This window comes from Candidatus Lernaella stagnicola, assembly GCA_030765525.1.
Taxonomy (GTDB): Bacteria; Lernaellota; Lernaellaia; order Lernaellales; family Lernaellaceae; genus Lernaella; species Lernaella stagnicola.
In genome coordinates this window covers 21,614-41,022 of record JAVCCK010000027.1, presented here as the reverse complement: position 1 = coordinate 41,022, position 19,409 = coordinate 21,614, and the positions used below count along the sequence as shown (strand labels likewise).

The following is a 19,409-nucleotide window of genomic DNA, read 5'->3' as shown; positions in this document are numbered from 1 at the left end:
AGAGAAGCGGGCCGAAGCTGGTCAAGCACAGAACCAGGCGTCCCGACCTTCCTCAAACCCGGCCTCCTGCAGGCGCGGGCGGATCAACTCCCGCGCGCCGCGGGTGCCGACGTAAACCAACAGCGGCCACGCCCGCACTTCGCGCAGGCGCTCGACGTGCAAAACTGGCGCCCCCGCATGACAGATGCCGATTTTCTTGGGGTCGATATCAAGCCACGCCCGCACGTGGTGACCGAGCCGCTGCAACGGTCGCACATGCTTGCGACTTAGGCGACCGGCGCCGCAAACCACAATCTCCGGCGCGTCGCACAACGGGCCCTGCGAGAGGAATTCGGCTTTCAGGGCGTAGAACGCGGCGGGCGCGTAGCGAGGATCGACGCGGCTGGCGCGGTTGGCGTGGTCGCGCCAGAAATAGAGCGGCGATTCCACTTTGGCCATCGCGGCGCCGTCGGCCAGCAGGCGCAGGATCAAATCGTAATCCTCGGGGAAATCGCCGTCTCGCCAACCGCCGTGTTCGCGCAACACATCGCGCCGTGTCACCATGGTGGGATGCACGACCGGGCATTCGATAAAACGTTCGCGCACGACGGCTTCGGGCGTGACCAGCGAATTGACCCACTTCGCGTAGGCTTGATAACCGCCTGCGTAGCTTTCCCCCACGGGCGGCGCAATCAGGCACGAAGCGAGGGCGAGATCCGGCCGGGAATGTAGCAGGTCGATTTGGGCTTCCAGTCGATTGGGGGCGCAGCGATCGTCGGCGTCCATGCGGGCAATGAAGGCGCCGTGCGCAGCCGCCAGCCCTTCGTTCAGCGTCGCGACGATGCCGCGAGCGGGCAGGGTGATGACGCGCACACGCTGGTCGTTTCCTGCGGTACGGCGGGCGACGGCGGACGTGTCGTCGGTCGAACCGTCGTCGAGAACCAGGATTTCCACATCGGTCAGCGTTTGCGCCATCAGGTCGGAAAGGGCGTCAGCAACGCGTAGCGCCTCGTCGCGCGCGGGCATCAGAACCGAAACCAGCGGTGGCATCATTTAGTTTACGAAGCGCTTGAGTTCGCGCAGGCGGCGGGTCAGTTCCTCACGCGGCTTCGTGCGATAGGCTTCGGGCAACAGGTCGCGATTGGTGCATTCCATCACGGCGGCGATGGTTTGGTACTCGATTTCTTCCGCGTACACCGGCGGGATGAACTGACGGAACGCGGTTTCGATGTCCTTGGCCAACACGCTCTCCTCGCCGCGGGCGGCCGCTAGGCGTTTGGCGCGAATGCACACGGCTTCGATGTCGGCGCCGGACAAGTGCGGCGCACCGGCGGCCTGGTATTCACGTTCGATGCCGCGCACCCGCGTTTTGATGTGGTTCTTTTTGAGGAAGACCTTGAACAAGGCTTCCCGGTCTTCGGGGGTTTCCGGGTGGAAGAGCGGTATGTGCTCTTCGGCGCGGCCCTGCCGTTTGATATCGACGGGCAACAGGTCCGGCCGCGCGGTCATTAAAAACCACAGGACGCGGCCGCGTAGGGTGGTGTCGGACATGAACGCCGCGATCGTCCCGAAGATGCGGCTCGAAGTGCCGCTGTCACCCTCGGCGTCGCGGTCGCCGATCCAGGTGTCGGCTTCGTCGATGATCACGCCCATCGGCCCCATTTCGCGGAAGATGCCCAACAACTTTTGCAGGTTCGCTTCGGTGACGCCCTGCCACTGGCTGCGAATGTTGAGCAAGCGCACGCAGGGAATGCCCACTTCGCCGGTGAAGCAGGTCACGAGGAAGGTCTTGCCGGTGCCGACCGGACCGCAGATCAGGTAGCCCATCGGCAGTACGTCGAGATGCCCCTCGCGCAGCAGGCGGGAGGCGGTGCGCAGTTCGGCGACGGCTTCGGTCGCGCCGGCGACCATGTCCAGCGTGAAATCGGATTTGACGAATTCGATCAGCCCGTAACACTCCGCCTCGACCAATTGCTTTTTACGCCGCAGGAGATTCTCCACCGTCAACCGCCCGGTGTGACGCGTGGCCTCGGCGATGATCTGCTGGATATGCACGTGCGAGAGCCCGCCGGTCAGCTCGGCTGCGCCGTCGAGGCTGATATCCGAGAACTTGTCCCAGTTGCGCGTGACGGTCTGATGTTCGATGAGTTCCCGCCGTTCCTGAAAGTCGGGCAGGCCGATGGCCACTGGCGCCGAATAGGGATTGCGCACGATGTCTTGGTGCAGTTTCGAAACGTGTTCGGTAATCAGGCAGAAGGTGACGTCGGCCTGCAGGAACGACGGGTCCTCGGCCCAATTGCGCAGATAGATGATCGTGGCGCGGTCGCTTTCGGAAATGTACCCGCCTTCTTGATGCGGGGCGATCAATTCGGCGAACTCGATAATGAGCGCCAGGCTTTTGCGTTCGGCAACGCGTGTGCGGAGATAACGATCGATGAGCGGAAAAAGCTTCGCCGGCTCCTTCGGAACCTGGATGACGTTGCCGCTTTTGCCGTGCACCGATTGATAGGCCTGCATGAAGCGCGCGAAGTCGTTGGCCGTCTCGTTGTCGACGAACGTCAGGCCCGCGGCGCGATCGTAATGAAGCACGAAATCGCGCCCCGCAAACAAGCTGCGATCGAGAAAGGTGCGAAGATTCAAAAACTCGGTTTTGCCCGCGAGCCGCAAGGGCGCCAGGTCGCGCACGTTGCCGTGCAAAATGAACTGGCTGATCGTGTGCGTCGCGTACTCGCGAGCCAGGCGCGCGGCCCACTTCGGTAACGATTGCAGGTATTCGGGATCGATCATCAGTTGCCTCGCATGCAGGTGATCCGCCTCGGAACGATTATCGTATCACACCGTCGCCCGCGCGACGCAAGCGGCATCGACAATCGCCGCGCCCGCCGATTTGCAGGCTTTGGCGCATTCGTCGATGGTCGCGCCGGTCGTGGAGACGTCGTCGACGAGCAGTATCTTCAAGCCGCTCATGTCGGCTTTGGCGGCGAACGCGCCCTTTAGGTTTTGCCGCCGCTGCGTTTGGGTCAACGTGGCTTGGCGGGGCGTGTCGCGCACGCGCCGCAGCCAACCGGGCCGCAGGACCAGGTGTTCGGCGTTGGGCAGCGCCGTGGTCAGGATGATCGATTGATTGAACCACCGCTGCCGATACCGCTTGGGAAAAAGCGGCACGGGCACCACAGCGTCGTACCGGTGCCAACGCAGGCCCAGGTCGGCTACGTGGTAGAGCACGCGGGCCAGGGCGTGGACGGCCGACAGATTTCGCTCGTATTTGAGTTTCTGGATCGCGGTCGCCACCACACCTTCGTACACCACCACGCCCCGGAGGCGGTCGAAATGCGGCGGGTCTTCCAGGCACCGGGAGCAGGTGAACGGCATGACGGCCTTCTCGACGGGCAGGCCGCAGCGGTGGCAGTAAGGCTCGCGAATGAGGTCAATCCGTTCCAAACACGCCGCGCAACCCAGGAACGAATCGCCGGGCGCCAGCGGCCGGCGGCACCAGGGACAAAGATCGGGGAACACCATCCTGACCGCGCCGCGACGCAGCCGCCGCCACAAGGGCACGCGGGTGGTCAGCAGCGTATCGAGCACGACGCTTTTCTCACGCGCCCTGTTTCTTGAGCCGCCCGGCGTAGGCCATCATCAGCGGCAGCAGGTCGGTGCCGTGAACGCGGCCGTGGCCGCCCCGCGCACAAGCCCGCTCGCCGAAGCTGTCCTGGTCGTCGGGGATGACCAACTCCCCGGCGAAAAGCACGGGCACCGGGTGGAAGCTGTGCGCTTTCATGGCGGTGGGCGTGGAGTGGTCGCCGGTGACGCAGATCACTGCCGGGCCGAGTTTTTCGATGCGCGGGATGAGCGCGTCGACTTGCTCGATCACCTTGACCTTGGCGTCGAAATTGCCGTCTTCGCCGTAGCTGTCGGTCTTTTTGATGTGCACGAAGAAGAAGTCGTAATCGTTCCAGACGCGCTCGATCGTGTCGAATTCCGACTCGACGCTGATCTCCAACTTGTCGCCGGGCTCACGCTCGCGGTTGACCACGTCCTCCGCCGTTTCGGCCACGGCCATGTGCAGCAAGCGGGCCACGCCGCGGTAGTCCGGATACGCCGCGACGGCCACCGATTTCATGCCGGTGATGGCCGGGAAATCGGGCAGCTTGTGGTAGGTGTCGAAGCCGCGCGTCAGGATGAAATTCGCCGGGTGCAGTTCCTGGAGCGCCTCCCGGGCCTGACGCAGAATTTCCGCGACGACCTGCGCCGTCTTTTGCGCCGCCGCGTCGTCTTTCGCTTCGGGAACCGGCGCCGGTTGATGCGGCGCCACGCCCGTAGCCTGTGGGTCGGTGTCGATCAGTTCGCCCGACCACCCTTCGCCGCGCAGGTGCAGCACGCCGCGATATTCCTTGCTGTGAAAGAAGCGGAAATCGACGCCTTCGATGTTGACGCGCTCGTTCAGCAGGGCGATGAGTTTCGCCGCGGGGCCGTCGCCGATGCGTCCGGCGCGGCGGTCGAGGACGATCAAGCCGCCGTCTTGTTCTTCAACGGTGCAGAAATTGATGCGGGCGGCTACTTCGCCCACTTGCATCACTTTAGGTTCGAAGCAGCGCGCGCCGAAGTTGGCCAACACACCGCGGCCGATTTCGTAGACCTGTGGATCATGCCCGAACAGCGACAAGTGGGCGATTCCCGAGCCGGGTGTGAAGCCGGGTCCGATCGGATCGTGCACCGCGAGGCTGCCGGCGGCCGCGAGGCGGTCGAGGTTTGGAGTTTCGGCAGCTTCGAGCTCGGTTTGCCCGGCCGCGTTATTGGGGATGCCGCCGAGGCCGTCGTACACCAGCAGTACGACTTTACCGGCGCCGCCTTCACGGTGGGCGAGTTCGCGGATCAATTGAAGTCGGGGGGAAATCGGGTACTTCATCGCATGTTTCTCCACGGATTTCTGCGTGTTCGAAGCATATTCCCTCGACGCGGACCGCAGCTCGGGAGGGGCTTGGTCGCGCCGTCATCGGGCGTTCTGGACGTGCCTAAACCTGCGCCGCCGTTGACGTGATGTCAATCTGCGGCGCGTCGGGGTAGATGCCTTCCAGGTCGTAATAGGGCCGCATCGACTCGAAAAAGACGTGTACGAGCACGTCGCCGAAATCGATCAGCGCCCACATACCTTCGAGTTCACCTTCGGATGCGAACGGCTGCTCCCCGGCCTGTTTCATTTCGGTTCGAATATGTTGGATGATCGTCTGCACCTGCCGCGTGGAACGACCGTGGCATATCACGATGGCATCGGTATAGGAACAAAGTTCGGTAACATGCAGCAGAACGACGTTTTCGGCGTTTTTCTCTTGTGCCAGCTCGGCGACGCGGCGGGCTTTGTCGATGAATTCCAAGTTTTTCTTTTTCCTCCTGGGTTATTGCTCTAAGACAATCCTAACGACTCGGAGGGGCGGTTTCAATCTGCAACCGACACGAAGGCTTCGGCGGACAGGCACGCAAAAATTCGTCCTTCATTGCCAAACCGGCCGCCACAGCGTTATCGTTAGGCTTCGAAGCTTGGTCGGTCGACGCGAGGTGCATAATGGAGAAATGGTTGCTGTGCCTGGTTGCGGTGATGTTGGCGATTCCCCTGGTATTCGCCTGCGGGGATGACGACGATGACGATAACGACGACGCCGGGGCCGACGACGACGCGACGGACGACGACACAACCGACGACGATGCAACCGATGACGATTCCGGCGACGACGACGGTGCGCTCGTGCCGCCCTACGATCCGGAAGACTGCGGCCCGTTCATCGACGCCTGGTACGAAACCTGTCACCTTGCCATCTCCTTCGATGAGCTGGAACTGACCGCCGAAGACGCGATTCGCAGTTGCGAGGATTTTGAATACAACTTCTGGACCTGCGCGATCGATTGTTACACTTCCAACGATGACGAATGCGTGGAGCTGTTTGAATGCGTACAACAAGAATGCGTCGATCCCTAAGCGGTGCGGCGGCCGTCGGCCTCCTGATTTTGCTGACGGTGCTGGCCGCCTGCGGCAACCGTTATTACCAGGCGACTCTGGATACCCAACCCGCGGCGGCTTCCTATGTGGCACCGAACGACGGCGCGCCGGTGGATCGCCTGATGTATCTCATCACCGGCTGGGCGCGATCGAATGAAGGCCACCAATTGGCCGGCGGCGATGCCGACCGGGAAATCCCGATCCCGCTTCCCGTTTTTCTGATCGAGCACCGCGGCGAGTACGTGTTGGTGGATACCGGCATGAATCCCGCGCTGGGAACCGAGCCGTCTCTCTATCTGGGCAAAACCGTCGCCAAGTTGGCCGAGGGGCAACTCCAGCGCCTGACGTTGACGCCGGAATGGAGCCTGCCTGCCCGGCTGCAGGCGATGGATGTCGACCCGGCGAAAATCTCCACGGTCGTGCTGACCCATGCGCACTTTGACCACACGGGCACCAACCGGGCCTTCCTGCACGCCGAGTTCGTTTCCAGCGGCGAGGTGTTCGATGCCGGACGCGGCGGCGGCTTGGCCAAGGGCTACTGGAAAAAAGACTTCCCGGACGAGATGAAAATGAAGCGCATCGATTTTACCGGCACGCCACCGTTTCTGACCTTCACCGGATCCTACGACATGTTTGGTGACGGGGCCGTGGTGCTGGTGCCTCTCCCCGGCCACGACCCAGGCAATATCGGCGTGTTCGTGCGGTCCCCGAAGGGGCCGACGTTGTTGGCCGGCGATGCCGCATATTCGATGGAAAATATTGAACGACTCCATTTGCCCGGCTGGCTGCACGATGCCGAGGCCGAGTGGGATACTCTGCACCGTCTCAAGCAACTGACCGAAACGGCGCCCGAAATCCGCATCATCCCCTCGCACGATCCGCAAGTTTTCCGGGCGTTACCGACGGCGCCGGAGAGCATGTGAGGCGCAGAGTCGAAGAGGCGCACCCGTGACCATTCGAGCGCTGCGAAAAACCGATCTGCCGCAAGTCGCGTCCTTGTATGCGACGCGTCTGGTCAACTCCACCTATGCCCAGTTGGGCGGCGGCTTCTTGCGTGAACTGATCGCGGGCATCGATCGCTCACCGCAGGGAATCGTGCTTGTCGACACCGACGACGCCGGCGTTAGCGGCTTCATGGCCGCGGCCACCGATGTCGAGGGCCTGTTCGCGTGGCTGAAAACGCACCGTCGTTGGGCGCTGGGGTGGCGGGCGGCGCTCGGCTTGCTGCGGCGTCCGACGCTGCTGCCGCAGCTTCTGCGCACCGACGACTATTTCGCCAAGGTCGATCACGCGCACATCCAGGCCGAACTGTTGTACGTCGCCGTGCGGCCGGAACTGGCGCGCTCCAAGTTGTCCTCGCGCTTGCTGGGTGCGATGCTCTACGCCCTGCACGTGCGCGGCGCGACGGCGGTGCGGGTGACGTGCGAAAAAGACAACGACCAACCCCAGCACTTGCTGCGGGCGTTCGGATTTACGGCGCGGCACGAATTCACATTCTACGGGAAGCCGATGGTCTTGCTCGCTCATGATCATGTGGCGGAGGCACGCCTTGAAAAATAAAGCCTGGCCGCTGATCTGGTTGATTCTCGCGGCGACGATATTTGCATGCAGCCCGCCGCCGCAGCCGGGCGGTGTCGCATTCATCTCCGCCACGGGACCGGTGGAGGCCGGGGCGCCGACTCAGTGGGAGGTCATCTATCGCGCTCCCGAGCAGATGCCCGCCGGCGCGCAGGTACGTATCTTGTTTCCGCACCCCTATTACAGCAATCGACCGCCGAATGTGTTGCCGCAGATACGGAATCCGAAAGAAGACGGATATTGCGCGCTGTACGTCGACGGCAAACCGACCCCGCTGAACGTGGCGGAAACCGCGCTCTATCCCCGCCATTTGATCGCCAACGCGCGGTCCGGCGGTTGGGACAAGGGCGCCGAATTGCGCTTCTTACTCGGCGAAGGAAAGACGTTTCGTTTTCCGCACGCGGCCTCGAAGAATTTTGCTCCCTTCGTGCTGGTCGATCTCCGGGGCGACGGCGATTTGCAGAAGGCCCCGGCCAAAGGCGTGGTGGACATCGGGCCCGGCCCGGCGACGACGATGCGGCTTACCGCGCCCGCCTGGATGGCGGTCGGCGAACCGTTTGGCGTGACGCTCACGCACTTCGACCGTTTCGGCAACCCGACCGCGCGTGTGACCGGTCCGCCGCCGAAACTGGAGATTGCCGGCGGCGAGACGGCGGCCGGGCGTGATTTTCCGCCTGTTAACGACGCCGGTTTTCGGCGTATCGATAACGTGACGCTCGACCGACCGGGCGTGTACCGCTTCGTTGCCGCGTTCGCCTCCGAACCGAACGACAAGGTGGTTTCCAACCCGTTGCGGGTGGAGGAGAATCCGGCCCGGAGGTTGCTGTTCGGTGACCCGCACGGCCACTCGACGATCAGCGACGGCGCGCAGTCGGCCGATACTTTCTACGAGACGGCGCGGGGCGCGGCCGCGTTGGATTTCGCCGCGCTGACCGATCACGAGTGGCAAATCGACCCCGGGGAGTGGGCCGACATGCAGATCCATTGCCGCAAATTCGCGACGCCAAGGTTCACCGCGCTACTGGCGTGGGAATACAGCCTGGGCGGGCACGGCATCGTCTACTACCCCACCTGCGACGCCACGCCGCCGATCGGCGAGGGCGGCACCCGCGAATTATGGCGCGTGGCGCTGGGGCGGGGACGGGCGGCGAGCTGGCAGCGCCTGGGCTCCGGTTTTCGTCTGGATTTCGGATTCAAGCCCGCGCTATGGGAAACCCTGCGCACAACCGACGCCTTTTTCGTGCCGCATACTTCGGCGACCACCGACATGGGTGACGAAGCCGATCAGGATGACGGCGAGCGCATTCCGCTTTACGAAGTGTACAGCGGCCATGGATCGAATTTTTCCGCCGCCGACCCCGATCGGGTACCGAATTTCGCGTCATCCGGAAGCATTGTGCGACTGCTGAACAACGGACGGCGCTTCGGGCTTATTGCCGGCAGTGACTCGCACGACACGCGCCCGGGAATTGCCACTTGGGGGCGTGCGCCACCGGGGCTGACCGCGGTGTGGGCGGCCACGCGCGGCCGCACGGATCTCATCGAAGCCATGCGTCAGCGCCACACGTATGCGACCACGGGTCACCGCAGCATCATCGAATTCACAGCCAACGGCGAACCGATGGGATCGCGCCTGATCACCGCCGCACCGGTGCATTTAGGCTGGAATATCATCGGCGACGGCAAACTCAAGCATCTTGAGATTTGGCGAAACGGCGTGGTGTGGCGAACGACGGAGTTGAAAGATGTGCTCGACGCGACGGGGGAGACCGTCGACTCGGATCACCTCGGACCATGTTGGTATTTGCTCGTTGTTCACTTGACCGACGGCGGCCGGGCTTGGACGAGCCCGGTCTATGTGGACGATCCCCGCACGCTGCAACTGGACAAATTCGCAGCCACCGACGTCGGGGGCGTAAACGAGATCGTTATTCACGGCAAAGCCGGCACCGGCACACGGAAGTTGACGCTGTTGCGACAGCACGGAGACGACGGTATGCCGGGGCACGTCGGCTACGAGCCGGTCGGCGAGTTCGATTTGGACGCCGGCCAAGTCAACTACCGCGAACCCTTTTCGATCGCCCCCGGTCTCACCACGTACTACTTGATCGAAGAACGCAACGAGAAAGGCGTATTTCGCCACGGACCGGTCGCGTTGGTGCGCTACCCGGGCGCGGAATTCGTCGGCGGAAACTTCCGCTTTTTCGCGTGGCGGCGTGGCAGCGCGGCGAACGTATACATCAGGGATCTGGACGGGCGCATCGTCCGTACTCTACACTTGCCGCTCGGACAAAAAGGATTGATTCCCATCACCTGGGACGGCAAGGACGAATCGGGCCACGCGGTCCGCTCCCTCGCCTTTTTCCAGGTTCACGAGGGCGATCGTCGCACCCGTTGGCGCGCGTTGGTTCGCCCCCCCGAAGAAGAAGGAGTGCTATGAGCCCGACGATCGCCATCATCGGCGGTGGCCCGGCAGGGGCGACGTGCGCGTGGCATTTGGCGCGCGCCGGAGTTCGCACGCTTCTTTACGAGCGCGACGTCGAGCGGGAAAAGCCCTGCGGCGGCGGATTGACCGAACGGGCGTTTACCGCGGTGCCGATGCTCGCGGAAGTCGACTTGGATTGGAATGAAGTCGGCACGTGGCGGATGGTCGTGGGCGATCGTGAGGTTGCCGTGGAATTGGAGCGTCCGCTGCGTGTTGTCTCGCGGCGCGACTTGGACGGCGTGCTGCGCCGGGAAGCGGTCAAAGCCGGCGCGGCGCTGGTGGAAGAACCGGTGCGGGAATTGGCGCGCATGGGCGGCGGCGGTTGGCAAGTCAACGATCACATGGCGGACATCCTCGTCGGCGCCGGGGGGATGAAATGCCCGCTGGCGGCGCATCTCGGATTGGAACTGCCGAAGGAAGAAACGGCGGTCGCGCTGGGACGTTTTATTCCAGGTACGTTTGCGCCGGAAATCGTGACGGCCTTTTTCCCCGCGCAGCAATCCTACGCATGGTTCTTCCCCCGGCGAGATCACGCCAGCCTCGGGCTCGTCATGCCGGGGGCGTCGTTCAACACCGAAGCGGCCAAAGAGATGATGACCGATTTCGCGGTGCGGCATCTTCCGGAATTCAATTGGGATGATATGACGCCTTTCGGTTGGACCGGCCCGGCGGTGCGCGATTGGAGTTCAGCGCGACGGCGCTTTGCCGGCGAGGATTGGTTTCTTGTGGGCGACGCGGCCGGTCTATGCGACGTAACGACCGGCGAAGGCGTCCCCTACGCTCTGGCCAGTGGCGCGCTGGCTGCCGACGCGATTCTCGCCGGCGATCCGGCCACGTACGAGTGGCGCGTGCGATTGGAACTCGTACCCGACCTGGAAAAATCCAGCCACCTGCAACCCAAGTTTTTCCGCGGGTGGATGCTTCGTGCCGCCTTACGAGCGCTGGGCCGCAGCGGCACCTGCCGACGTATCGCCTCGGAATTGGCACACGGCGAGCAAGACTACCTGACGCTACGCGATCGGGTGTATCGAAACGGGTGGCGCATCGCTCGAGAATTCGTTACCGGGCGCGTCTAGCGCCAGAAGGGCCGCAGCACTCCGTACGCCAGGTACGCGCCGATGATCGTGCCGATGATGGCGTAGGGGATGATGATGCGAAAGCCGGCGGTATCGAAGGGAAGGTTTTTCCGCTCCCACGCTTTTTCAATGCGCATTTCGAACGCCAGCCGCGCAAAGGCGTTGAGTTCGATTACGACCAGAAAAATCATCGCTACGAACGCCGAGGGGTCGCGCCCGCAGAGGCACAGGGCCATCGAGCCGATGCCGCCGACCAAAGACGCGACAGCCAGCAACGGTTTGAACAGGTAGCGTAGCGAACGCAGCAGCCAGAACGTCAGCAGCGAACCCAACACCAGGCAAGCCAACACGAATCGAACGCCGGTTGCGGTCAGTTCGGCCGTCGATGGTTCTTTGAAGTAGTCGATGAAGCGCGGCAGCAGAACGTAGCCGCCCATCGCCATCGACAAGAGCGCCATGACCAACACGGCGGCGGCGGCGGTGTCTTTGGCATGTTTGACCAACACGTGACGTTCGCTCGCGACGTAGTCGGTGATCGATTCGATGGACGTGTTGATGATCTCAAACGCGGGCACGAGGCAAATGGCGATCAGCAGAAGCCCGCGCTCTTCAAAAGGCACGTCGAAGGTGACGTAAAACGCCATGGCGAAGATGGCGAAGAAAATGTGAAAACGCATGTTCCGCTGCGAGTGCAACGTGTAGATCAACCCCGCAAAGGCAAATACAAAACTGCGGCCAAGTTCTCTAACGGCGCGGGTGGGGTGTAGTTTGGTCGGCATAAAGGCCTTCGGCAGCGGCGCTCATTCTCCCGGAGCTAGGGGCCGGGCGTGGCGTCGTCTTCGCTGGTTTCCGGTTGCTCTTCTTCCGGCTGCTTGGTGACTTTCTTGATTTTGATGTTGACGTCTTTGGCGCCGTCGACACCCTTGAATTTCGGGTCGCCTTCGAAGATGCCCATATTCTTCAGAACACCGCGGCGTTTGAGTCCATCGGAGAGGTACTTGAGGCCGAAGATCTTCCAGCGGCCGCCGGCTTCCATGATGAAATTGATTTCGGTTTTGAATTCCTTGCCGTCGGTCGTTTTCAGCGTGATTTCGGTGCCGCGGTACACGACCACGCCCTCCCGCCGAGCGATTTCGCGCCCGAGGGTATAGCCGGCGAGTTCCACTTGCCGGCCCAGCAGGTCCTTGTTTTTATCCATGAACGCGCGCTTGGTCATCATGAAATACGCTTGCCAATATTTCCGCCCTTGGCCTTTTTGCAGCGTGGCGAAATCGTCTTCGGTCAGCAAGGTTTCCTTTAACAGTTCGGGGTCTTTTTTCACGATCGAAGCGACGTATTTTTGAACCAACTCGTCGGCGGTGGCGGGGCCGGCAGTGAACCCGGCTGAAGCCGCCTCTTTCTTTTTGCCGCAACTCGAACAACCCGCAAACGCGGCGACGAGCACCAATACGCAGAAAAGAAGAAAATACCGTCGCATTTGCATGCCCTCTCCATTAGCCTGGGAATTCGGCGCTACCGTATCCGATGTACCGCAGCGATGCAAGTTTGCCGACTGACTTGCGTTTTGCACCCATTTCCGGAACATAGTTGGGCCAATACGGTCACCATAAATAAAAAGTGGTTTTACGAATCTGGTTCGGCCCGAACTCGAACGACGCGGCGGGCGTCGGGAGTGGCCGGCGAGAACACGGAGACTTAATCGGAGGTTTCGCGATGAGTTCGACAACTAGCGGGAAATGGACGGCGTTGGCGTTGATTGTGGTGCTCTTCCTGGTCACCGCGTGCTCCAGTACCGAGGTGGTCATTGTGCCGGAGTCAAGCGAGGACATGCCCGCGGAATGCGCTTTGGTTCAATGGCCGGATTTGTCGGATCACGAGAAGATCAAAGTCCATTACGACCAATGCATGGCCGGTGACGCCAAACAGTGTTTCCAGTTGGGTCGAGACTTTCGCAACGGGCGCGACGTCGAGCAAGACGACGTGCTGGCCGCGTGCGCTTTTCGCCGCGGATGCGACGCCGGAGAATGGCGCGCCTGCAACGACTTGGGTTTCCTGTACGACAAAGGATACGGTCTCGTCGAAGATCAAGCCGCCGCGTCCAGCTATTACGAAAAAGCCTGTGGATTGGAATTCGGCATTGGATGCAACAACCTGGGGTTGCATTACAAAAGAGGCAAGGGTGTCCCCAAAGACCTCACGCTCGCAGCCGAATTCTTCAAGAAAAGCTGCGACAGGGGGCACGCTTCGGGTTGCTATAACTACGCGAAAGCCCTCGACAATGGCCACGGCGTGGAAAAAGACCAAGTCGCGGCGACCAAAATTTTCCTCAAGGGATGCAAGCAGGGCTCGGCGAAATCCTGCACCTTTGTCGGCTTCCGGTTGCGCAAAGGGATCCACATCGAGAAAGACAACGACGCGGGTTTGAAAGCTTACTCGCGAGGTTGCCTGCTGGGCTCTAAGCAGGCGTGCTACAACCTCGGTTGGGTATACGACAACGGATACGAAGCCGAACAAGACTACGTGAAAGCTCGCTGGTACTACGCGAAAGCGTGCAAGAAAGGTAAAGGATCCGGGTGCACGGGGTATGGATACTTGCTGGAAAAAGGCTACGGCGGCGATGTCGATTACAAACAGGCGTTCACTTATTACCAGCGCGCCTGCAGTAAAAACGACGCGACAGGGTGTTCGAACCTCGGCTACTTGTACCGCATGGGCCGAGGTGTTGAGCGAAACGGTAAGAAGGGCATCGAATTCTATGAACGCGGCTGCAAAGGCGGCTCCGTCCAAGGATGTTACAACATGGGCATCTGCCTGCGCGACGGGCTCGACATCGCGGTCGACGAGGCGAGGGCTTACCTCATCATGCAGAAAGCCTGCGCCAAGAACCACGGCGGCAGCTGCACTTCGGAAGGGTACTTGCTGTTGGAAGGCCGCGGAGTCGATAAAGACCGGGCGAAAGGTCGGCAGATGCTCAAAAAAGGTTGCAGCCTCGGCAACGGTTCGGGCTGTTACGCCCTTGCGCTCATCTACCGCGACGGCGACGGCGTCAAACAAGACCCGGTGCGGGCGCGCGCCCTGTTTACGAAGGGCTGCGATGCGGACCATGAACCTTCATGCAAGAGGATCGGCAAACAGCCTGCCAAAAAGAAGTAAACGGCACAGTTCTTGACACTTATATGACGCGTCGTTAGGATTCAGCGCCCCAACCGCGAAGAGGGAGAGCGCGCGTGTACGATCCGACCACTTGGCCAACTGTGGGCGCCTTTTTTGAGGCGATCGACCGGTTTCTCGAGGCTTCGCCCTTGATCAACGGACCGGTCAGCATTCCACTTTCGGCCGTCCTGGCCCTGCTGCTTCTCTGGGGCTTGCTGCGACTCGTGCGCCTGCGCGCGGCGTCCGGCGAGGCCCAGAGCGTGGAAACGGCTCCCGACGAAGACATTCAAGACGCTGAAATAACAGAAGAAACAACGGGCGTGATGGAGCCCGAGCCCACGGCGGTGCATCCTGAGCCGAAACTGGAAGCGGTCGAAGCGCCTGCGGAACTCGTAGCCGAGGACCAGCCAAGCGACGAGGAAATCGAGGCTGAGTTGGAGGCCGTGGCCGATGAGGTGTTCGAGGAGGTTCTCCCCGAGGAAATCGTCGTCGAGCCCGAACCGGAGCCCGAACCCAAACCCGCGCCAAAGCTGAGTTTATTCGCCAGGTTGCGCAAAGGATTGACGAAAACGGCCGGCGGTCTCGTGGGCCGGATCGATCAACTGGTGCGCGGTAGAAAAATCGACGACGAGTTTTTCGAGGAACTCGAGGAAATCTTGTTCACCGCCGATTTAGGCCCGACAACGGCCGAAAAGTTGCTTACTCACCTCCAAGAACGCGTCCGCGAGGAAAACATCGAAGATGCGGTGATGATTCGTGACATCCTGCAGGAGGAAATCGCCAAGATTCTGCGGCCGCACGAAGCGCCCTTGGATGTCGAGAGCAGCAAGCCTTTCATCGTCATGGTGGTGGGCGTCAACGGCGTCGGCAAAACGACAACCATCGGCAAAATCGCCAAGAAATTCGCGGACGAAGGCAAGCGGGTGATTTTTGGCGCCGCCGATACCTTCCGCGCCGCCGCCGACGAGCAATTGCAGGTTTGGGCCGATCGGGCCGGGGCGGAAATCATCAAGCAAAAACCGGGAGCCGATCCGGCAGCGGTGGCGTACGACACGGTGCAGGCGGCGGTCAACCGGGAGGTCGACCTAGCGATTATCGATACCGCCGGGCGGCTGCACACGAAGCACAACCTCATGGAAGAGTTGAAAAAAATAAAACGCGTCATGTCCAAGCTCGACGCGGCGGCGCCGCACGAAGTGCTGCTCGTGCTGGATGCTAATACCGGTCAAAACGCGATTCAGCAGGCGAAAAGCTTCCACGAGGCATTGGGTCTGACCGGGCTGATCCTGACCAAGCTCGATGGTACGGCCAAGGGTGGCTGCATCGTGGGAATTTGCGACGAACTGGAGGTTCCGGTACGATACATCGGTATCGGGGAGCAAATGGACGACCTGCGTCCGTTTATCGCCGACGATTTCGTCCAGGCATTGTTTGAGGCCGCGAAAGGATGAAACGATGTCCGAAACCGGAAAAAACTACCGTAAGGGCGACCCGGTTCGAGGCGCAGCCATTCTGATGCTTTCATGTGAACGCAGGGGAATCACCGGCCAGGCCGCGCGCGACCTGGTGCAGGGGATTATCGGCGATTTGGGCATCAAAGAAGCGCAAGTCCGGCGATATCTGAGAAAACACCGCGACGAATTACTTGCCGTTTTGGAAAATCAGGTCGAAGCCTGATCCCGCCCGAGCACGAATATTGAGATTGATGAAGATAGTACCGCGTAGTGTCCGGGGAGATCAACGAAGGCACGGCGCAGGCAGCCATTTCCGCCGGCAGATCTCTTCCGTGAGCAAGTCGGCCATCAAAGCGTGCCCGCCCGGCGTGAAGTGGACCTCGTCGACGAAAAGCGCTTCGCGGTACGAACGCTCCAAAAAAGCATCGGCGGCATTGAGCGAAGGAACGCCAAGTTCGGTGGCCGTGTCCAGCAGGTTCATGGCTGTGTTGACTTCGTGCAACAAGGGAGGCCATGCGGCGTCGTCGGCGTGTAGGCCGCGTTCGCGGGCTTGCGCGAAAGCCTCGCGCTCAAGTAGCGGCACGACGAGGATTTTTACCCCTTGCGCAACGGCTTTTTGCCGAACGATTTCCACGTCCCGCCGCGCGAAATGAAAGGCGGTGGCAACGTCTACCCGCTTGGCGGGGTCGCTTTCGTATTGGTGGATCACGTCGCCGAAACGAGGAGGGCGAAGCCAGCGGCGCAGCAGACGATACCCGTGAAAACCGGCAAGGCCGCGTTGCACCTCGCGCAGCACGAAGCCGTCTTCCATGGCGCGGCGCAGGTAGAGCAATTTTTCGCTAAAGCCGGGGCTGGCGTACATGACCAGCAAATCCGGCTGGTAATCCAAGAGGCGTTGCTCGATTAAACGCCGCTGCTGCCAGAGCGTCGTGCCGGGAATACCGGCGTTGAGCGCCTCGACATGCAGGCCGCGGCGCTGCAGCCCCGCCGCCAGAAGCGCGGTGTAGGTTTTGTCCACATCGGTAAACGCGCCGTGAGTCGTGGAATCACCGGTGCAAACGATCGAAACGACGCCCGTCGGCTTGGGCATCGTCAAATCCGGGCCGCGAAAGCCGGAGCCGTTGAAGAAATCCTCCATTTGCGCAAAGGGATTGGGGGCGCCGGGCAGCAGGCGGTAGTCGGGATCGTAGACATCGGTGAAAACGGTTTCCTGCGGCAGTGTCGCCCAACCGCCCAGGCGGATGATCCCCTCGCCTACCGCCATAAAAAGCGCGACCGCGAGCGCCGCGAAGAACAGGCGTCGCGGCAGGCGGATCCTTGTGCGGGTCAGCAGGCGGCGAAAAGCCATTTGCGAGCCATCAGAGAGCTCCCCTTGGAAACCGATTCACCACGAACCCTGCTCTGCACGGCGGGCCGGGTCAGCCGCAGCCGCCGCCGCTGTCGTTGTCGTCGTCGTCACCCGCGGCGTCGTTGTTATCATCGTTGTCGTCGTCGTCATCAACGGCGTCGTCGTCGTCATCAACTTCATCATCATCGTCATCAACGGTGTCGTCGTTATTGTCGTCATCGTCACCGATTGTGTCGTCGTCGCCGGTCGTGTCATCGTCGCCGGTGGTATCGTCATCATCGCCGGGATCGGTGAAGGGCGGATCGGCGAAGGGCCCGGGGCCGGGCAGGATGCCGTAGTAAACGCCCAGCCAGTAGGCGATCAGGTAGTCCGCGCCGTGCGTGACGTGTTCGGGGTAATCCGGGTCGTCGCAGTCCAGCAAGTGCGGGCTGCGTTCCCACATTACCGATTCCCAGCAGCGGTCGCTGATTTCCCGCGCGGGCATGATGACCGGGTCGATGTCGAAGCCGGTCAGTTGCTCGATCCACGGGAAATTGGCCAGGATTCCATCGGCCCACACCGAAAATTCGTCCATCGGCAAATCCTGACGGATATTCTCGTGCCGCTGATAGTTCGGCGCTTCGTTCATGTCCACCAAGGATTGATAGGCGTCTTGTTCGATGTACGCCAGATCTTCCGGGTCGCAGGTTTCCAGACGCTTGCATGCTTGGTACTGCACGGCGTCGAAAAAGGGGTTGTGCCCGAAGCCGGATTGCGGGCGGATGTTGATGTTCCAGATGCGGAAAATGTATTCCATGCGCTCGCGGTCGGGCCAATAGCGAAACAGCCCCTGAGCGCTCGAATACACGTTGATGAAGGCGTAGTATTCGCTATACTTATTGAAGAATGCGATCGAGTTGACGATGTAATACAGCCGCTGCCCCTCGAACACTTCGTCGACCAGAGTCCAAAATTCGGGCTCGTTCAGGATAAACGCCGCCTGTGCCGCCATTTGAAAACGCAGGATGCCGTCAATGCTCGCGGCCGCCCAAATGTCACCCCACGGATCGATGATCGTCCAATCGTTGGCGACCAGAGTTTCGATCATCTCACGCACGTCGGTGCGAATCATCGCGCGGAAATCCTCGTCGTCGTCGATGACGTCATACGCCCAGGCCATCGCCCAAAACCACGTGATGTACTTGTCGCGCGATTGATGCCCCAACCAGAAATAGCCTTCGTATTCACCTTCCCCTTCGTGACGAAAATCGAGCCCCAGCGGGTGTTCGATGTTCCAGGGCGGCTCATCCAGCGCGGCGTAGCGGCAGATGTAACCCGGATCGCCGGTGATTTCCTGGCAGATGTGCAGGTACTGGGTAATGCGTTTGACTTCATCGTAGGCTTGCTGCTCGCCGGTGACAGCGTAGCGTAGGGCCTGCGAAACCATGTAGGTCGCAGTCCAATCCTCGCTGTCGCCCGCGCCCCAGGTGCGCTCGATTTCGGTGTAGTTGTCGTCGGTGAACACGATGTCGGAAACGCCGCCGAGGCCCGACGAATGCCACTGTATGAGCCAGTCGGTGTAGTCCTGCGCCTTCTGGTGCAGGTAGGGGTCGAAATCCTGGGCGAGTGCGCCACCGGCAAAAACCAGGCAGATCAACAGGGCGATCGTGAATCGTTGCATGTTCATTTCCTTTCCTAAGCAAGCCGGCCGATTTTCGACTCCGAAGCGGCGGCGGTCAATCGGGTTGTCTATTCCGGTTTTCGCGCGGCGCCCAGCACCCAACCATCGAAGAGGAATTTGCTCTGGTGGACAAGCTGCAGCCCGCCGTTCTCAATTTCGGCCAGGAAGGTCGCGCGGTCCGGAATCGTGTCCCACGGATGGACGGTGAATTTCTGCTGGATGAACGACAACACCGGCACGTCGAAATGGTATTCGCGGGTCAGTTCTTCAAAGAAGAACACGCCGCCGGGCCTAAGTACGCGCACGACCTCGGCGACGGCCGCGCGCCAGTCCGGAACGTGGTGAAAAATCGTCATTTCGAAAACGGCGTCCAGCGACTCATCGGGCCACGGAATGTTTTCGGCGGCGGCGACTCGCAAGTCGAGCGTAGCGCGGATGCTGCGCGCGCGCTTTTGCGCAATCTCGACCATCCGCTCGTCCAAATCGAAGGCGAACAGTCGCTTGGGCCGCAGGACTTTATCGATGGCGGTGAGTCCGTTGCCCGGTCCGCAGCCGATTTCGCCGACGTCGACGAAGTTTCGACCGGGTGTCCAGGAGACCATCTTGCCGATCAGCAACCGCAGCATCAGCGCGCGCGCCGGGTTGTTGATCATCAGCTTTTCGGCGGCGTTGATTTTCATTGCG

18 protein-coding genes are annotated in these 19,409 nt (G+C 61.3%); 8 read left to right on the top strand and 10 right to left on the bottom strand.

Going from position 1 to position 19,409, the window contains the following annotated elements:
* Positions 1–21 precede the first annotated feature (21 nt).
* The 5 genes from P9L99_11980 to rsfS form a co-directional block, all read right to left on the bottom strand.
* Positions 22–1,032, bottom strand: coding sequence for a glycosyltransferase family 2 protein (locus tag P9L99_11980; protein ID MDP8224070.1), 1,011 nt, complete (start codon positions 1,030–1,032; stop codon positions 22–24).
* Positions 1,033–2,766 carry an AAA family ATPase gene (locus tag P9L99_11975; GenBank protein ID MDP8224069.1) on the bottom strand — a complete coding sequence of 578 codons (1,734 nt, stop codon included), beginning with the start codon at positions 2,764–2,766 and terminating at the stop codon, positions 1,033–1,035.
* Positions 2,767–2,811: 45 nt separating this feature from the next.
* Complete coding sequence (locus P9L99_11970; protein ID MDP8224068.1) at positions 2,812–3,564, bottom strand: ComF family protein; 753 nt, start codon at positions 3,562–3,564, stop codon at positions 2,812–2,814.
* Between the two features lie 10 nt (positions 3,565–3,574).
* Positions 3,575–4,885 (bottom strand): hypothetical protein, encoded by a 1,311-nt coding sequence (locus tag P9L99_11965; GenBank protein MDP8224067.1) that lies wholly within the window; start codon positions 4,883–4,885, stop codon positions 3,575–3,577.
* Between the two features lie 106 nt (positions 4,886–4,991).
* Positions 4,992–5,351: a ribosome silencing factor gene (gene rsfS, locus P9L99_11960; protein ID MDP8224066.1), complete on the bottom strand. Its 360-nt coding sequence runs from the start codon at positions 5,349–5,351 to the stop codon at positions 4,992–4,994.
* A 188-nt stretch (positions 5,352–5,539) separates the two neighbouring features.
* On the opposite strand from rsfS, the gene P9L99_11955 reads away from it, so the two are divergent.
* Genes P9L99_11955 through P9L99_11935 form a run of 5 tightly spaced genes read left to right on the top strand, consistent with a single transcriptional unit; the run spans position 5,540 to position 11,110 of the window.
* On the top strand, positions 5,540–5,950 hold the full coding sequence (locus P9L99_11955; protein MDP8224065.1) for a hypothetical protein: 411 nt from the start codon (positions 5,540–5,542) through the stop codon (positions 5,948–5,950).
* Positions 5,920–6,894 (top strand): N-acyl homoserine lactonase family protein, encoded by a 975-nt coding sequence (locus P9L99_11950; GenBank protein ID MDP8224064.1) that lies wholly within the window; start codon positions 5,920–5,922, stop codon positions 6,892–6,894. The genes P9L99_11955 and P9L99_11950 overlap by 31 nt, the downstream gene beginning before the upstream one ends.
* A 25-nt stretch (positions 6,895–6,919) precedes the next feature.
* Positions 6,920–7,531: a GNAT family N-acetyltransferase gene (locus P9L99_11945; GenBank protein ID MDP8224063.1), complete on the top strand. Its 612-nt coding sequence runs from the start codon at positions 6,920–6,922 to the stop codon at positions 7,529–7,531.
* On the top strand, positions 7,521–9,989 hold the full coding sequence (locus P9L99_11940) for a DUF3604 domain-containing protein (GenBank protein MDP8224062.1): 2,469 nt from the start codon (positions 7,521–7,523) through the stop codon (positions 9,987–9,989). Before P9L99_11945 ends, P9L99_11940 begins: the two co-directional genes overlap by 11 nt.
* The gene (locus tag P9L99_11935) at positions 9,986–11,110 is read left to right on the top strand and encodes an NAD(P)/FAD-dependent oxidoreductase (GenBank protein ID MDP8224061.1); all 1,125 of its coding nucleotides are present in this window, start codon (positions 9,986–9,988) and stop codon (positions 11,108–11,110) included. Before P9L99_11940 ends, P9L99_11935 begins: the two co-directional genes overlap by 4 nt.
* Here the strand turns inward: P9L99_11935 and P9L99_11930 are convergent.
* Both P9L99_11930 and P9L99_11925 read right to left on the bottom strand, forming a co-directional pair.
* Complete coding sequence (locus P9L99_11930; GenBank protein ID MDP8224060.1) at positions 11,107–11,889, bottom strand: diacylglycerol kinase family protein; 783 nt, start codon at positions 11,887–11,889, stop codon at positions 11,107–11,109. The genes P9L99_11935 and P9L99_11930 overlap by 4 nt on opposite strands.
* A gap of 35 nt (positions 11,890–11,924) precedes the next feature.
* Complete coding sequence (locus P9L99_11925) at positions 11,925–12,593, bottom strand: hypothetical protein (protein ID MDP8224059.1); 669 nt, start codon at positions 12,591–12,593, stop codon at positions 11,925–11,927.
* A 230-nt stretch (positions 12,594–12,823) separates the two neighbouring features.
* Between P9L99_11925 and P9L99_11920 the strand changes: the two genes are divergently transcribed.
* The 3 genes from P9L99_11920 (at position 12,824) to P9L99_11910 (ending at position 15,940) form a co-directional block, all read left to right on the top strand.
* Complete coding sequence (locus P9L99_11920; protein MDP8224058.1) at positions 12,824–14,263, top strand: SEL1-like repeat protein; 1,440 nt, start codon at positions 12,824–12,826, stop codon at positions 14,261–14,263.
* A 74-nt stretch (positions 14,264–14,337) separates the two neighbouring features.
* On the top strand, positions 14,338–15,714 hold the full coding sequence (gene ftsY, locus P9L99_11915; protein MDP8224057.1) for a signal recognition particle-docking protein FtsY: 1,377 nt from the start codon (positions 14,338–14,340) through the stop codon (positions 15,712–15,714).
* 4 nt (positions 15,715–15,718) lie between these two features.
* Positions 15,719–15,940, top strand: coding sequence for a hypothetical protein (locus P9L99_11910; GenBank protein ID MDP8224056.1), 222 nt, complete (start codon positions 15,719–15,721; stop codon positions 15,938–15,940).
* Positions 15,941–16,000: 60 nt separating this feature from the next.
* On the opposite strand, the gene P9L99_11905 is transcribed toward P9L99_11910, so the two are convergent.
* From P9L99_11905 to P9L99_11895, 3 genes are all read right to left on the bottom strand, one after another.
* On the bottom strand, positions 16,001–17,065 hold the full coding sequence (locus P9L99_11905) for an SGNH/GDSL hydrolase family protein (GenBank protein MDP8224055.1): 1,065 nt from the start codon (positions 17,063–17,065) through the stop codon (positions 16,001–16,003).
* Positions 17,066–17,135: 70 nt separating this feature from the next.
* Complete coding sequence (locus P9L99_11900; GenBank protein MDP8224054.1) at positions 17,136–18,725, bottom strand: hypothetical protein; 1,590 nt, start codon at positions 18,723–18,725, stop codon at positions 17,136–17,138.
* Positions 18,726–18,793: 68 nt separating this feature from the next.
* Positions 18,794–19,405 (bottom strand): class I SAM-dependent methyltransferase, encoded by a 612-nt coding sequence (locus P9L99_11895; protein MDP8224053.1) that lies wholly within the window; start codon positions 19,403–19,405, stop codon positions 18,794–18,796.
* Between the last annotated feature and the right edge of the window lie 4 nt (positions 19,406–19,409).

Excerpts from the sequence above, each read along its gene's own strand:
- P9L99_11980 (MDP8224070.1), bottom strand. The coding sequence starts at position 1,032 with ATGATGCCACCGCTGGTTTCGGTTCTGATGCCCGCGCGCGACGAGGCG.
- P9L99_11975 (MDP8224069.1), bottom strand. The coding sequence starts at position 2,766 with ATGATCGATCCCGAATACCTGCAATCGTTACCGAAGTGGGCCGCGCGC.
- P9L99_11965 (MDP8224067.1), bottom strand. The coding sequence starts at position 4,885 with ATGAAGTACCCGATTTCCCCCCGACTTCAATTGATCCGCGAACTCGCC.
- P9L99_11955 (MDP8224065.1), top strand. The coding sequence starts at position 5,540 with ATGGAGAAATGGTTGCTGTGCCTGGTTGCGGTGATGTTGGCGATTCCC.
- P9L99_11950 (MDP8224064.1), top strand. The coding sequence starts at position 5,920 with ATGCGTACAACAAGAATGCGTCGATCCCTAAGCGGTGCGGCGGCCGTC.
- P9L99_11935 (MDP8224061.1), top strand. The coding sequence starts at position 9,986 with ATGAGCCCGACGATCGCCATCATCGGCGGTGGCCCGGCAGGGGCGACG.
- P9L99_11930 (MDP8224060.1), bottom strand. The coding sequence starts at position 11,889 with ATGCCGACCAAACTACACCCCACCCGCGCCGTTAGAGAACTTGGCCGC.
- P9L99_11925 (MDP8224059.1), bottom strand. The coding sequence starts at position 12,593 with ATGCAAATGCGACGGTATTTTCTTCTTTTCTGCGTATTGGTGCTCGTC.
- P9L99_11920 (MDP8224058.1), top strand. The coding sequence starts at position 12,824 with ATGAGTTCGACAACTAGCGGGAAATGGACGGCGTTGGCGTTGATTGTG.
- P9L99_11910 (MDP8224056.1), top strand. The coding sequence starts at position 15,719 with ATGTCCGAAACCGGAAAAAACTACCGTAAGGGCGACCCGGTTCGAGGC.
- P9L99_11905 (MDP8224055.1), bottom strand. The coding sequence starts at position 17,065 with ATGGCTTTTCGCCGCCTGCTGACCCGCACAAGGATCCGCCTGCCGCGA.
- P9L99_11900 (MDP8224054.1), bottom strand. The coding sequence starts at position 18,725 with ATGCAACGATTCACGATCGCCCTGTTGATCTGCCTGGTTTTTGCCGGT.
- P9L99_11895 (MDP8224053.1), bottom strand. The coding sequence starts at position 19,405 with ATGAAAATCAACGCCGCCGAAAAGCTGATGATCAACAACCCGGCGCGC.